Genomic DNA, 13,109 nt, shown 5'->3' with positions numbered 1-13,109 from the left:
GCCTTCCTGTTCAACCGAAGGTGAAATCGCGCAGATAAGAGGGCGGATCAGCGGCAAGCCCGGGTGCCAGGTCAGGGGCCGGGCGCGGCACCCCCATCACCATCTGCATTGGCAGAACGCCGGCCCAGACAGGCCAGCCGGCATCTTCCGGAGGGTCGGTCGGACCGCCGGCGCTGATCTTGGCCGAGGCCTCCGAGATCGGCAGTGACAAGACCGCCGTCGCCTTCAGCTCCTGCACCGTCATCGGGCGCAAAGTATCCCAGCGACCGGGGAAAAGTCGCTCCATCATCGCCTTCAGCGCGGCCTCTTTCTCGCCCGGGTCGCGCAGCAGGACCGCCTCGCCAAAGACCATCACCGAGCGATATTGCGTTGAATGTTCCAGCCCTGACCGCGCCAATACCATTCCATCGACCGCCGTCACCGTGACACAGACCTTCGCGCCAGACGCCGCCTTGATCATCCGGCTGGCCGAAGATCCATGCCAGTAAATCCGGTCGCCGATCCGCCATTGCAGCGTCGCGGTCACCACCGGCTGGCCGTCAATCAGATGGCCGATATGGGCCAGCGGAATGCGGTCCAGCACATCACGGATCACCTCGGGGTCATAGCTGGCCATCCCATGCTGACGGCGGGCACGGGTCAGGGTCGAAGGCGGCTTATGGTCGGACATGCTGGCTCCAGGCGGTGGCTCTATGCGCAGTCTTCTCTGACGCCGCCCCGTCGTCCACCCCGTTTCAGCCAGCGCATTGCCCGGATCCGACAACAGAAAAACCCCGCCCGGGCGTTACCCGGACGGGGTTTAGATCTTACCTGGGCCCCACGACTGCGTGAAGCCCGGCACGCCTCAGGCGGCGGCTTGTGCTTTCTCGATATCGCGCTTGATTTTCAGCGCATCGGACGAAAGCTCTGCATCCTTGGCGCGTGCGAGGAACGCGTCCAGACCGCCGCGGTGATCCACGGTCCGCAGAGCGGCTGCCGAGATGCGCAGGGTATAGGTTTTGCCGAGCACGTCGGATGCGAGCGAAACCTCATTCAGGTTCGGCAGGAAACGACGACGGTTCTTGTTATTCGCATGGCTGACCGTGTTGCCGGTCATCGGGCCTTTGCCCGTCAGTTCGCAAACGCGCGACATTGCGGTATCCTTCAGGTCTGGTCAGCTTTCGCTGTATTGGGTCAGCTTGCGCTGTTTTCAAAGGACAAACCCAAGGGAATCCCCCCGCTGTCCGAATTCGATCCTGGGGCAAATACGGGGAATCCGCTCCGGCGTCAAGCGATTCACCGCGGGAAGCCGCCGGGAAACGCAGCTGTCAGGCAGCTTTCATACCGGGCGCCCAAGCGCTGCCATCATCTGCCGCGCGGCGGCCTCCGGCGTGGCTTCTCCGGCCGCGACCTGAGCGCCGAGCCGTGCGAGGATACCCTTTGCCGGTTCGCGCTCCAGCACCGCCAAAAGCCCGTGGCGCACCTCTTCTCCGAACCAATGCGCCGCCTGTTCCGACCGCCTGCGCGCCCAATGGCCCTGGTCCTTGCGCCAGGTGGCAAGCCGGGTCATCTCGTCCCAGGCCTTGTCGAGCCCTGCGCCGCTATAGGCGGAAACCGGCATCGCTTTGGGGAAGCCTTCGGGGTCCTGCGCGCGCTTGCGCAACAGCCGCAGCGCGCCCGCATAATCGGCCACGGTACGGGTCGCGGTCGCCAGCAGGTCGCCATCCGCCTTATTGACCAGAATCATATCGGCCATTTCCATGATGCCGCGCTTGACCCCTTGCAGCTCATCGCCGCCCGCCGGCGCCATGAGAAGCAAAAAAACATCACAGATCTCGGCCACCATGGTCTCGGACTGGCCGACCCCCACCGTCTCGATCAGCACGAGGTCAAACCCCGCCGCCTCACACAGCGCCACCGCCTCACGGGTGCGCCGCGCCACACCGCCCATATGGGCCTGGCTGGGCGAGGGGCGGATATAGGCGTTGGGATGGCGCGAGAGCTGCTCCATCCGGGTCTTGTCGCCCAAAATCGAGCCCCCCGACCGCGCCGAAGACGGATCCACCGCGAGAACCGCGATCTTTTTGCCGGTCTCGGCCAGCTTCATGCCGAAAGCTTCGATAAAGGTCGACTTCCCCACCCCCGGCGTGCCCGAAAGCCCCAACCTCAGCGCCTGACGCCCCGAGGCGCGCAGCGCGGAAATCAGCTCTACCGCCTGTTCACGGTGATCAGGGCGCGCGCTTTCGATCAGCGTGATCCCCCGCGCCAGCGCCCGCCGGTCACAGGCCAGGATCGCCCCGGCCATTGCGCCAATATCCATAGACTTCACCTCTGCGCTCCGCTCCCGCATCTGCCAGCCTTAGTTCGCCTGCGGATAGGAGATCACCGAAAGATAGCGTGCCGGCAGCGTGTTCAGCTTTTCCGGCCCATGTGGTGCATCGGCGTCAAAGAACAGGCTGTCGCCGGGCTGCATCAGAAAGGTCTGCTCGCCATGGCGGTACACAACCTCGCCTTCCAGCATATAGAGAAGCTCGATCCCGTCATGCTGGAAGGTCGGGAAGATATCGGATTGCTCGTTGAGCGTAATCAGATAGGGTTCGACGATCACACCGCTGGCATTCTCGCCGATATGGCCGAGAAGGCTGTATTGATGGCCCGCCCGCGTGCCGGCGCGCTCAGTAATCACCGCCTCGCCCGATTTCACATGCATGACCTGGCGATTTTCCTCATAGCGGCGGAAGAACGAGGTCAGCGGCACGGAAAGCGCATGGGCCAGCACCTGCAGCGTCGTGAGCGAGGGCGAGGTGATGCCATTTTCGATCTTCGAGACCATGCCGATCGAGAGCCCCGTCTGCTTTGAGAGATCAGCGACCGTCATCCCCTTCTGGCGGCGAAAGCTGCGCACGGCGCGCCCGATGGCCACCTCGAGCACTTTCTCGCGTGGTTCAGAGACCCGGTGCGGATCCTGGGAGAGGGAACGAAGTGGCTTGGCGGGCTCTGCTTTCTTCGGTCTGCTGCTCATCAAATCCCTCTGTTTCCCACAGTTTGCCGTCAGGCCTTGCCGGCCCGGACCTGCCGGTCCACTGACGGAGCTTGTATCATGGCCGTAAAATATGACTATGCTAGCGATAAATGTTTCCTGAGAGAATAAGAAACATGAACCAGGATGAAAGCGGCCTGCATCTGGGCTTTCTGATCTTTCCGGGCTTTCCGATGGCCTGCCTGACCTCGGCCATCGAGCCCCTGCGCGCAGCCAATGAGATCATCGGCAAACGCGCGTTCCGCTGGAGTGTCGTGGGCGAAACCGCGAGCCGCGTGGTCTCGTCTGCCGAGGTCGGTTTCGATCCCGATCTGGCGCTGGCAGATCTTACGGATTGCGACCAGCTTTATATCCTGTCGGGCCCGGCGGGGAAGTTCACCAATGCCCGCAGCTCAAATGCGGTGCTGCGCCGGCTCGCGCGCCATGGCACCGGGATCGGCGCCTTCTCGGGCGGCATCTTCCCTCTGGCCCGCTCCGGCCTGCTCGATGGACATAAAACCTCGGTCCACTGGTGTTATGAGGCCGCGTTCAAGACCGAGTTTCCCGGCGTGATCGCGTCGGAAAAGGTGATCACCATCGACCGCGGCCGCCTGACCGCCGCAGGCGCCACCGCTGTGTTTGATCTGATGCTGCGGCTGATCGAGGAACTGCTTGGCCCCGAGGCGATGACGGAAGTGGCCTGCTGGTTCCAGCACCCTTTCATGCGCGGCGAGGAGGTCGAACAAAAGACCCCGACGCTCCGCTCGGACCGCACCGAGGATATGCTGCCGCCGCCCGTGGCCCGCGCGATCCGGCTTTTCGCCGAACATATCGAAGACCCGATCCAGATCGCCGAGGTGGCCGAGGCGGTGGACCTCTCCTCACGCCAGCTCGACCGCTCGTTCAAACGGTCAACCGGCCAGAGCCCACTGAAATATTACCGGCTGCTCCGGCTGAAAAAAGCGCGTCAGATGGCGCTTTACTCGAACGACACGATCACGGAAATCGCGCTGGCGGTGGGTTATGCCAGCACCACCCCGCTCGTGCGCCATTACAGTCAGGCCTTCGGCGTCACTCCACAAGAGGATCGCAAACAGGCCAACCAGTTCCGTGTGAAAGAAAACGCGCCACTTCCCGCAATCTGACCCGTTGCGATGGGGGCCACCCGCTTCTGGCAGGCTGCAGAAGCCTCCGGCGGGGATGTTCAGGAGAACGACAACAATATCGGAGAAACCGCGCTGGTTTCTGTCTCTGGATATTCCGGATGGCGAGGGGACAGTGCCCCCTCGCCACAGTTTCAACCTTGTGCTGCGCCGCGCATCAGAGCGCCGATTTCGCCGCAGTCACCAGCGCATGATGCAGCGAGGCAGCCGAGGAGCGCCCGCCATAGACCGTGTAACTTTTCCCTGCGGCACGACAGACCAGGATACAGCCCAGATGTTCGATAACTGTACGGCTGGCACCGCCAGTGGGCAGTTTTCCCAGATCGAGGTTCGAAAGAAGTTCGAAAACGGAAAGAACGCCCTCGCCCTCCAGATCGAACCCGCCCCAGCCATCGGTCTGTTCGGTGATCGAAGCCGTATCTCCGAAGCCCTTTTTCAGGATCGGCGCAATGTCTTCATGTGTGGCGAAAGGTGCCTCGATGAACCATTGCTCCGGCCCGGTCCAGATCGCGGTAAATGCGCCGCCCGTGGCACTGCGCGCCGGAGCGGGCAGGTCGAAGCCGAAGAAAGCACTGGCTGCCGCATGGAACTCTGCCAGTTTCCCCTGCCGCGCCGAAAGCGAGGCCAGCGCGGTGTCGGTCCGCTCGGTAATGGTCAGGCCGGGGAAGCTGTCCTTGCGGGGCGCGTCGCCCCCCAGCTGGGTGATCGGTTTAAGCGGGCGCATTTTCAGCACGGGATCAGCCACGGAGACGTTCTCCTTCCGGGTCGACAAAATGGGCGGAAACGACTTTGACCAGCGTCTCCTCTCCCGCCAGCGGGTTCACGGCGCGCAGTGTATCGCCTTTGCGGGCCGCACCGTCTTTCAGATAGCCAAGGCCGATGGAATGGCCAAGCGAGGGCGAAAACGCGACCGAGGTCATATAGCCCTGGTCATTCTTCGCATCGGCCGGCGCGCCCTGGTTGATGAAATGCATCCCACCAAGCAGGGGTTTCGTCGCATCAACCGGCTGGAAGCCCACAAGATTATAGGCGCCCTCGCGGTTCATCCCCTCACGTTCCGACAAGGTCGAGCCGATCGAGTCCTTCTTCTTGTTGACCATGCCGGCCATGCCGAGGTTCAGCGCCGAGGTGGTGCCGTTCAGCTCATTCCCCGCCGCATGGCCTTTCTCAATCCGCATGACGCCGAGCGCCTCGGTGCCATAGACAAGGGCATTGAACTCGCGCCCGGCCTCCATCATGGCGCGGACAAGGCCGTCGCCGTAACGGGTCGGCACTGCGATTTCATAGGCCAGCTCGCCCGAGAAGGAGATCCGGAACAGCCGCGCCCTGAGGCCGCCACAAACCGTGATCTCGCCGCAGCCCATATAGGGGAAGGCCTCGTTCGAGATGTCGAATTCCGGATCGACGATTTTCTGCAGGAGTTTCCTGGCATTGGGTCCGGCGACCGAGAACTGCGCCCAGGCCTCGGTGGTCGAGATGATCTGCACGTCAAGATCAGGCCAGAGGCATTGCCGCGCGAATTCCATATGGCGGTAGACGCCGACCGCATTCGCGGTGGTGGTGGTGGTGACGAAATGGTCTTCCGCCAGGCGCGCCGTGGTGCCGTCATCCATCGCCATACCGTCTTCGCGCAGCATAAGGCCGTAGCGGACCTTGCCCACGGGCAGTTTCGCGAAAGGATTGCAATAGATGCGGTTGAGGAACTCCGCCGCATCCGGCCCCTGAACGTCGATCTTGCCCAGCGTCGTCACGTCGCAGATGCCGACCGATCCACGGGTCGCCAGCACTTCGCGGTCAACCGATTGCCGCCAGGTGGTCTCGCCCGCTTTCGGGAACCACTGGGCGCGCAGCCACATGCCGACCTCAACAAAGACCGCGCCCTGTTCCGCTGCCCATTTATGCGAGGGCGTCAGGCGTTTGGGGCGGAAGTCAGCCCCCGCAGACCGGCCCGCAAAGGCCGCAATCGGCACCGGCGTATAGGGCGGGCGGTAAATGGTGGTACCGGTTTCCGGGATCGACTTGCCGGTCATCTCGGCCATCACGGCAAGGCCCGAAATATTCGAGGTCTTGCCCTGATCCGTCGCCATGCCCATCGTGGTGTAGCGCTTCAGATGCTCGACCGAGCGGAAACCTTCCTGATGCGCCAGCTTGACATCCTTGACGGTGACATCGTTCTGCTGGTCGAGCCAGGCGCGGCCCTTATGCGGCACATACCAGAGCGGCGTGACGCGCACCGGCGCATCCTCGGCCTGGGGCAGATCGGCGGATTTCACCGTCAGACCAAGGCCTTCCAGCGCCAGGGCCGCAGCCTCTGCACCAGAGGCCAGCGCACCGGCGGTTGAAAGCCGGCCATTCGCCGCGCCCGCAACAACCATGCCCACCGGAAGCGTGCCGGGAACAAAGGCGGCAAGGTCTGCATTCCAGACCGGAAGACCGCGCTGATGGCAGGTCAGATGCACATTGGGGTTCCAGCCACCCGAGACGCCAAGCGCCTCTGTGGAAATCTGGCGGGTCTCACCATTCGCAAGTTTCACCCTGATCGAGGACAGGCCAAGGCGGCCATGCGCATCGGTCACCACCGCGCCACGCAGATGTTCGGCCCCCTGGAAGGCGGGGCCATCGGCGCGGCTGTCGATCACGGCGGCAACCTTGACGCCCTTCGCGAGCAGATCCGACGCCGTGCGCAAGCCATCGTCATTATTGGTGAAGACCGCGACCGTCTGGCCCGGCGTCGCCGCCCAGCGATTGGCATAGGCGCGCATCGCACCGGCCAGCATCACGCCGGGGCGGTCGTTGTTTTTGAACGCAATCGGACGCTCGGTCGCACCGGCCGCCAGCACGGCGCGCTGCGAATAGATCCGCCACAGGATCTGGCGCGGCTTGCCTGACGCCGGGGTCGCGATGTGGTCCGACACCCGCTCCAGCGCACCATAAATGCCGTGATCAAAAGAGCCGATCACAACCGTCCGCGTCAGGATGCGAACATTCGGCAGGCTCGAAAGCTCGGCAATTGCAGATTTCGCCCAGTCCGCGCCCGAGGCATCGCCAAGCGTAAAGGTCTCAGAGTTCAGCCGCCCGCCCGGGGTGAAATCCTCATCGGCGAGGATCACCCGCGCACCAGACCGCGCCGCCGTCAGCGCCGCCGCCAGACCCGAGGGCCCGGCCCCGATCACCAGCAGATCGCAATGCAGGAAGCCCTTGTCATAGGCATCCGGGTCGTCCTGCATCGAGAGGCTGCCAAGCCCCGCCGCGCGGCGGATCATCGGCTCGTAAAGCTTTTCCCAGAAGGCCTTCGGCCACATGAAGGTCTTGTAGTAGAACCCCGCAGCAAAGAAGGACGACAGCCGGTCATTGATCGCGAGGAAGTCGAATTTCAGCGAACCGACATGGTTCTGGCTTTTCGCGCTGAGGCCTTCGAACAGTTCCGCAATGGTCGCGCGGGTGTTCGGCTCCTGCCGCGCGCCCTGGCGCAGTTCGACAATCGCGTTCGGCTCTTCCGAACCCGAAGAGATCGGGCCGCGCGGGCGGTGATATTTGAACGACCGGCCCATCAGCCGCACGCCATTCGCGAGCAGAGCCGAGGCGAGCGTGTCGCCCTCATAGCCTTGATAGGTTGCCCCATCGAAGGTGAAGTTCAGCGGTTTTGAGCGGTTCAGCTGGCCACCGGACAGACGGTTCTTCTGGCTCATTTCGACCTTCCCCGGGCCCGGGCCACATCTCGGGCCAGCTCGACTTTGGTGATTTCATGGGTCAGCGTGTTGCGGGTCACCACAAGCCAGGACCGGTCGCCCTGTTCGTGGAACCACAGCTCCTGGTGAAGCCCTGCCGGGTTCGTGCGCTGATAGAGATAGTCATGAAAGGTATCGACGGCGCCCTCGGCGGCCCAGTCTGGCCGGTCGATCAGGTTCGCATCGCCAAGATAGACGAATTCCTGCGAATCTCGCGGCCCCAGCAGGGGGTGATTGATAATCATCGCTCAGGTCCTCAATGCAGGTTCGGTTGGGCGCCCATGCCCTTTTCGTCGATCATCAGCCCCTTGCGGAACCGGTCGAACCGATAGGCGGTCGCCACGGAATGCGGTTGGTCATTGGCGAGCAGATGCGCAAAGCACCAGCCGCTTGCGGGCGTTGCCTTGAACCCGCCATAGCACCAGCCGCCATTGAAATAGAGCCCGTCGATATCGGTCTTATCGATGATGGGCGAGCCATCCATCGACATATCCATGATACCGCCCCAGATCCGCAGAAGGCGCGCGCGCCCGATCATCGGCATGATCGACATGCCGCCCTCGCAGACGTCTTCCACGACCGGAAGATTGCCACGCTGGGCATAGGTATTATAGCCGTCGATATCGCCGCCAAATACCAGACCGCCCTTGTCGGACTGGCTGACATAGAAATGGCCCGCGCCATAGGTGATCACGCCCGGCAGCACCGGCTTCAGCCCTTCCGAGACGAAGGCCTGCAGCACATGGCTTTCGATCGGCAGGCGGTGGATGCCGGCCTGCGCCATGACTTTGCCCGACGACCCGGCGACCGCGCAGCCGATCTTGTTTGCGCCGATGAACCCGCGCGTGGTCTCGACCCCCAGCACCTTGCCGTTCTCGATCTTAAACCCGGTGACTTCGCAATTCTGGATAATGTCGACGCCGCGCTGATCGGCGCCGCGCGCATAGCCCCAGGCGACCGCATCATGGCGCACGGTGCCACCACGCGGTTGCAACAGGCCGCCTTTGATCGGGAAACGCGCATTGTCGAAGTTCAGGAAGGGCGCCAGTTTGCGCACGCCTTCCTGGTCCAGCAGCTCGGCATCGACCCCGTTCAGCCGCATCCCGTTGCCGCGACGGCGGAAGGCATCGCGCTGTGCATCGGTATGGCAGAGGTTCAGCACGCCGCGCTGGCTGACCATGGCGTTATAGTTGAAATCCTGCTCGAGGTTTTCCCACAGCTTCATGGAAAACTCATAGAACGGCTCATTGCCATCAAGCAGATAGTTCGAGCGGATGATCGTCGTGTTGCGGCCCACATTGCCGCCGCCGATCCAGCCCTTTTCCAGCACGGCGACATTCGCCTTGCCGAAGATCTTCGCCAGGTAATAGGCGGTCGCAAGACCGTGGCCACCACCACCTATGATAATGATATCATATTGTTTCTTCGGCTCCGGGTCGCGCCATGCGGGCGTCCAGCCTTTATGGCCCGTCAGGGCCTCTTTGATCACTTTGAAGCCTGAATACCGCATCATATCCCCGCGCCGAAACTTCAGCTCAGTGTCAGGATTTTTACGCGCCCCACCCCTCTTGTTTCAGACAGCAACCCTTTCATTTCGGACATGTCACAAAATTCTGTCAGCGGGGTAACGGATCCCGGGACCAGGTCATAATGACAGACGTATATCAGAAAATGATTGACGTATGTCATTTCCTCATCTCTTCTGCGGGCGGGAGGAGAATCAAATGCGCAAGCCGACGCTGCAGGATGTGGCGCGGGCTGCGGGCGTGAGCTACGCGACTGCGGACCGGGTTCTCAATGAGCGCGGCAATGTCGCCGAGAAATCCACGCGCCGGGTCCTGCACGCCATCGAAACGCTCGGGTATGAGCGCGATCTCCATGCCGCGAATCTGTCGCGCGGGCGCATCTATCATTTCCGCTTCCTGCTGCCGGGCGGCGATCACAGCTTCTTTCGCGCCCTGCGCCAGGCGGTCGACGCCGAAGCCTCTGCCCGCCGCACGGACCGCGTCCGTTTCACCCTGACCGAAGTGCCGACGCTTGATTCGGACGCGCTGGCACGCGCGCTGGAACAGCTGCCGCGCGATTGTGATGCCGTGGCGGTGGTGGCAACCGAGACGCCGAGAATAGCCGAGGCCATCGGCGCGCTGTGCGAAGCGCGCATTCCGGTGGTGACGCTGGTGGGCGACGCCGCGCCTGATCTGCGCGCGGCCTATGTCGGCATCGACAACCAGATGGCCGGGCGCACCGCCGGGCGCCTGATCCGGATGGCCCATATTGCGCGACCAGCCTCTTCGCCCGGGCTGATCCTGCCGGTGATCGGTGCGCTCAGTGCGCGCGACCACCGTGACCGGCTGGAAGGCGCGCGCCTTGTGCTTGAAGGCGGGCCGCAGCTTATGGCCCCTGTTGTGGTGGATGACCGCCCCGACCTGATGCGGCTGCGCGTGACGGAGGCGCTGGAACAGGAACCCGGCATCACCGGCATTTATTCCATCGGCGCCGGCAATCGCGGGCTGATCGAAATCCTCGCGCAAAGGCCCGATGCGCGCCCCTTCACCATCATGCATGATCTGACGCCCACAACGCGCGGCGGTCTTGAAGCCGGCCTTGTCGATGCGGTGATCGACCAGAAACCGGCGCAGGAGGTCGCGCTGTCGGTCGATGTGATGAAGGCGCTCTCGGACGGGCGCGAGCTTCCCGACCCGACGCGCGACATCACGCCGACCATCTTTCTGAAAGACAACCTGCCTGCGGCATTGCCCGCGCCCCCGGCTGACCTTCAGCCTGCCCTTATGTCCACAGGAGACCCCCGTTGAGCGGTTATTTCGACTCCATCGCCCCGGTGAAATTCGCCCCCGAAACTGCCCATGACTCCGGGGCGCTCGCCTATCATCACTATAACCCCGATGAAATCGTGCTGGGCAAGCGGATGGAAGATCACCTTCGCTTCGCCGTCGCTTACTGGCATTCCTTTGCCTGGGAAGGCGGCGACCCCTTTGGCGGCCGCACCTTTGACCGCCCCTGGTTCCCCGCCGATACGATGGCGCTGGCAAAGCAGCGGGCAGATGAGGCCTTCGACCTCTTCCGCATCCTCGGCGTGCCGTATTACTGTTTCCACGACCATGATGTCCGCCCCGAAGGCGCAACTCTGCGCGAAAGCCGCGCCCGGCTTGAAGAAATCGCCGACTATTTCCAGGCGAAGATGGAGGCAGGCGGGCCGAAACTCCTCTGGGGCACCGCGAACCTCTTTACCAATCGCCGGTATATGTCGGGCGCGGCCTCGAACCCCGACCCGGATATCTTCGCCTATTCCGCGTCCATCGTGCGCGGTGTGATGGAGGTAACGCATCGTCTCGGCGGTGAAAACTACGTGCTGTGGGGTGGGCGCGAGGGCTATGAGACGCTTCTGAACACCGATCTCGGCCAGGAGCTTGACCATATGGGTCGTTTCCTGAACCTCGTTGTCGAGCATAAGCATAAGATCGGCTTCAAAGGCACCATCCTGCTGGAGCCGAAACCACAGGAGCCGACCAAGCATCAATACGACTATGACGTTGCCACCTGCTACGGTTTCCTCAAGCGCTATGGGCTTGAAAATGAGGTGAAACTGAACATCGAACAGGGTCACGCGATCCTTGCGGGCCATTCCTTCGAACATGAGCTTGCAATGGCGCGGACGCTTGGCCTCCTCGGCTCTATCGACATGAACCGCAATGATTACCAGTCCGGCTGGGATACCGATCAGTTCCCGAACAATGTGCCTGAAATCGCGCTGGCCTATTACGAGGTGCTGAAAGACGGCGGCTTCACCACGGGCGGCACCAATTTCGACGCGAAAGTCCGCCGCCAGTCGCTCGATGCAGAAGACCTGGTCGCGGCCCATGTCGGCGCGATGGATGTCTGCGCGCGTGGCCTGAAAGCGGCGGCGAAAATGCTGGAAGAGGGCCGGCTCGAGGCCGCCCGTACAGCAAGGTACAAAGGCTGGCAGAGCGAGGATGCCCAGGCGATGCTGGGCAAGTCCGCGACCCTCGCTTCGATTGCCGATGCGGCAGAGGCCGCCGGGCTTGACCCGCAGCCGGTTTCGGGGCGGCAGGAAATTCTGGAAAATCTGGTTAATCGCTACGTCTGAGCGCCAGCCCTGGGGAGGAAAGACCATGAAGACGATCAAAGGGCCGGGACTGTTTCTCGCGCAATTCGCAAGCGATGCGGCGCCGTTCAATTCCTGGGACAGCATCACGAAATGGGCCGCCGATATCGGCTATAAAGGTGTCCAGGTGCCCAGCTGGGACGGGCGGCTGATCGATCTCGACCGCGCCGCCTCCAGCAAGGATTACTGCGACGAATTCAAGGGCGTGGCCGAGGCGAATGGCGTGGTGGTGACCGAGCTTTCGACCCATCTCCAGGGCCAGCTGGTCGCGGTGCATCCGGCCTATGACGAGGGATTTGACGGCTTTGCCGCGCCGCATGTGCGCGGCAATCCAAAGGCACGCCAGGAATGGGCCGTGACCCAGGTGAAAAACGCGCTGACCGCCAGCAAACATATGGGGCTGACGGCCCAGGCGTCATTTTCCGGCGCGCTGGCCTGGCCCTATGTCTACCCCTGGCCGCAGCGCCCGGCTGGCCTGGTGGAAACGGCGTTCGACGAGCTGGCGCGACGCTGGAAGCCGATCCTCGACCATGCCGACGACTGCGATGTCGATATCTGCTACGAGATCCATCCCGGCGAAGACCTGCATGACGGCATCACCTATGAGATGTTTCTGGAACGCACCGGCAACCATCCCCGGGCCTGCATGCTCTACGATCCCTCGCATTACGTGCTGCAATGCCTGGATTATCTGGACAATATCGACATTTACCGCGACCGTATCCGGATGTTCCATGTCAAGGATGCCGAGTTCAACCCGACCGGCCGCCAGGGGGTCTATGGCGGCTTCCAGTCATGGGTGAACCGGGCCGGGCGGTTCCGCAGCCTTGGCGACGGGCAGGTCGATTTCGGCGCGGTGTTCTCGAAAATGGCGGCGAATGATTTCGACGGCTGGGCGGTCGTGGAATGGGAATGTGCGATCAAGCATCCCGAAGACGGCGCGCGCGAAGGGGCCGAGTTTGTGAAACACCACATCATCCGCGTGACCGACAAAGCGTTTGACGATTTCGCGGATGGTGGCACTGATGAAGCCGCGAACCGCCGTATGCTCGGGCTTTGAGGGGGGATCTGGCACC

Annotated in this window: 12 protein-coding genes; 4 read left to right on the top strand and 8 right to left on the bottom strand. The window is 62.8% G+C overall.

Annotated elements, in window-relative coordinates; all coding sequences use genetic code 11:
• Positions 1-10: 10 nt before the first annotated feature.
• The 4 genes from QNO18_RS07030 to QNO18_RS07015 all read right to left on the bottom strand — a co-directional run bounded on the left by QNO18_RS07030 (position 11) and on the right by QNO18_RS07015 (position 3,001).
• Positions 11-670, bottom strand: a complete 660-nt coding sequence (locus QNO18_RS07030; RefSeq protein WP_283177100.1) for a pyridoxamine 5'-phosphate oxidase family protein — start codon at positions 668-670, stop codon at positions 11-13.
• A 174-nt stretch (positions 671-844) separates the two neighbouring features.
• Positions 845-1,132, bottom strand: a complete 288-nt coding sequence (gene rpmB, locus QNO18_RS07025) for a 50S ribosomal protein L28 (protein WP_092895652.1) — start codon at positions 1,130-1,132, stop codon at positions 845-847.
• A gap of 186 nt (positions 1,133-1,318) precedes the next feature.
• On the bottom strand, positions 1,319-2,299 hold the full coding sequence (gene meaB, locus QNO18_RS07020; protein ID WP_198838020.1) for a methylmalonyl Co-A mutase-associated GTPase MeaB: 981 nt from the start codon (positions 2,297-2,299) through the stop codon (positions 1,319-1,321).
• Positions 2,300-2,338: 39 nt separating this feature from the next.
• The gene (locus QNO18_RS07015; RefSeq protein WP_092895648.1) at positions 2,339-3,001 is read right to left on the bottom strand and encodes an XRE family transcriptional regulator; all 663 of its coding nucleotides are present in this window, start codon (positions 2,999-3,001) and stop codon (positions 2,339-2,341) included.
• Positions 3,002-3,135: 134 nt separating this feature from the next.
• Between QNO18_RS07015 and QNO18_RS07010 the strand changes: the two genes are divergently transcribed.
• A complete protein-coding gene (locus QNO18_RS07010) occupies positions 3,136-4,143 on the top strand; it encodes a GlxA family transcriptional regulator (RefSeq protein ID WP_283177099.1) in 1,008 nt (335 codons plus the stop codon).
• 175 nt (positions 4,144-4,318) lie between these two features.
• Here the strand turns inward: QNO18_RS07010 and QNO18_RS07005 are convergent, their stop codons facing one another.
• Genes QNO18_RS07005 through QNO18_RS06990 form a run of 4 tightly spaced genes read right to left on the bottom strand, consistent with a single transcriptional unit; the run spans position 4,319 to position 9,399 of the window.
• The gene (locus QNO18_RS07005) at positions 4,319-4,906 is read right to left on the bottom strand and encodes a sarcosine oxidase, gamma subunit (protein ID WP_283177098.1); all 588 of its coding nucleotides are present in this window, start codon (positions 4,904-4,906) and stop codon (positions 4,319-4,321) included.
• On the bottom strand, positions 4,899-7,850 hold the full coding sequence (locus tag QNO18_RS07000; RefSeq protein ID WP_283177097.1) for a sarcosine oxidase subunit alpha family protein: 2,952 nt from the start codon (positions 7,848-7,850) through the stop codon (positions 4,899-4,901). Before QNO18_RS07000 ends, QNO18_RS07005 begins: the two co-directional genes overlap by 8 nt.
• Positions 7,847-8,134: a sarcosine oxidase subunit delta gene (locus QNO18_RS06995; protein WP_198837970.1), complete on the bottom strand. Its 288-nt coding sequence runs from the start codon at positions 8,132-8,134 to the stop codon at positions 7,847-7,849. The genes QNO18_RS07000 and QNO18_RS06995 overlap by 4 nt, the downstream gene beginning before the upstream one ends.
• Positions 8,135-8,145: 11 nt before the next feature.
• Positions 8,146-9,399, bottom strand: a complete 1,254-nt coding sequence (locus QNO18_RS06990; RefSeq protein ID WP_283177096.1) for a sarcosine oxidase subunit beta family protein — start codon at positions 9,397-9,399, stop codon at positions 8,146-8,148.
• A 214-nt stretch (positions 9,400-9,613) separates the two neighbouring features.
• On the opposite strand from QNO18_RS06990, the gene QNO18_RS06985 reads away from it, so the two are divergent.
• From QNO18_RS06985 to QNO18_RS06975, 3 genes are read left to right on the top strand one after another with little or no spacing between them, the layout of a single operon-like run.
• The gene (locus tag QNO18_RS06985) at positions 9,614-10,702 is read left to right on the top strand and encodes a LacI family DNA-binding transcriptional regulator (RefSeq protein ID WP_283177095.1); all 1,089 of its coding nucleotides are present in this window, start codon (positions 9,614-9,616) and stop codon (positions 10,700-10,702) included.
• Positions 10,699-12,015: a xylose isomerase gene (xylA, locus tag QNO18_RS06980; RefSeq protein ID WP_283177094.1), complete on the top strand. Its 1,317-nt coding sequence runs from the start codon at positions 10,699-10,701 to the stop codon at positions 12,013-12,015. Before QNO18_RS06985 ends, xylA begins: the two co-directional genes overlap by 4 nt.
• Before the next feature lie 25 nt (positions 12,016-12,040).
• Positions 12,041-13,093 carry a sugar phosphate isomerase/epimerase gene (locus QNO18_RS06975; protein WP_283177093.1) on the top strand — a complete coding sequence of 351 codons (1,053 nt, stop codon included), beginning with the start codon at positions 12,041-12,043 and terminating at the stop codon, positions 13,091-13,093.
• Positions 13,094-13,109: the final 16 nt, after the last annotated feature.

This window comes from Gemmobacter sp. 24YEA27 (assembly GCF_030052995.1).
Classification (GTDB): domain Bacteria; phylum Pseudomonadota; class Alphaproteobacteria; order Rhodobacterales; family Rhodobacteraceae; genus Pseudogemmobacter.
Note: the sequence above shows the minus strand (reverse complement) of the source record. Positions and strands in the feature narration are given on the sequence as shown.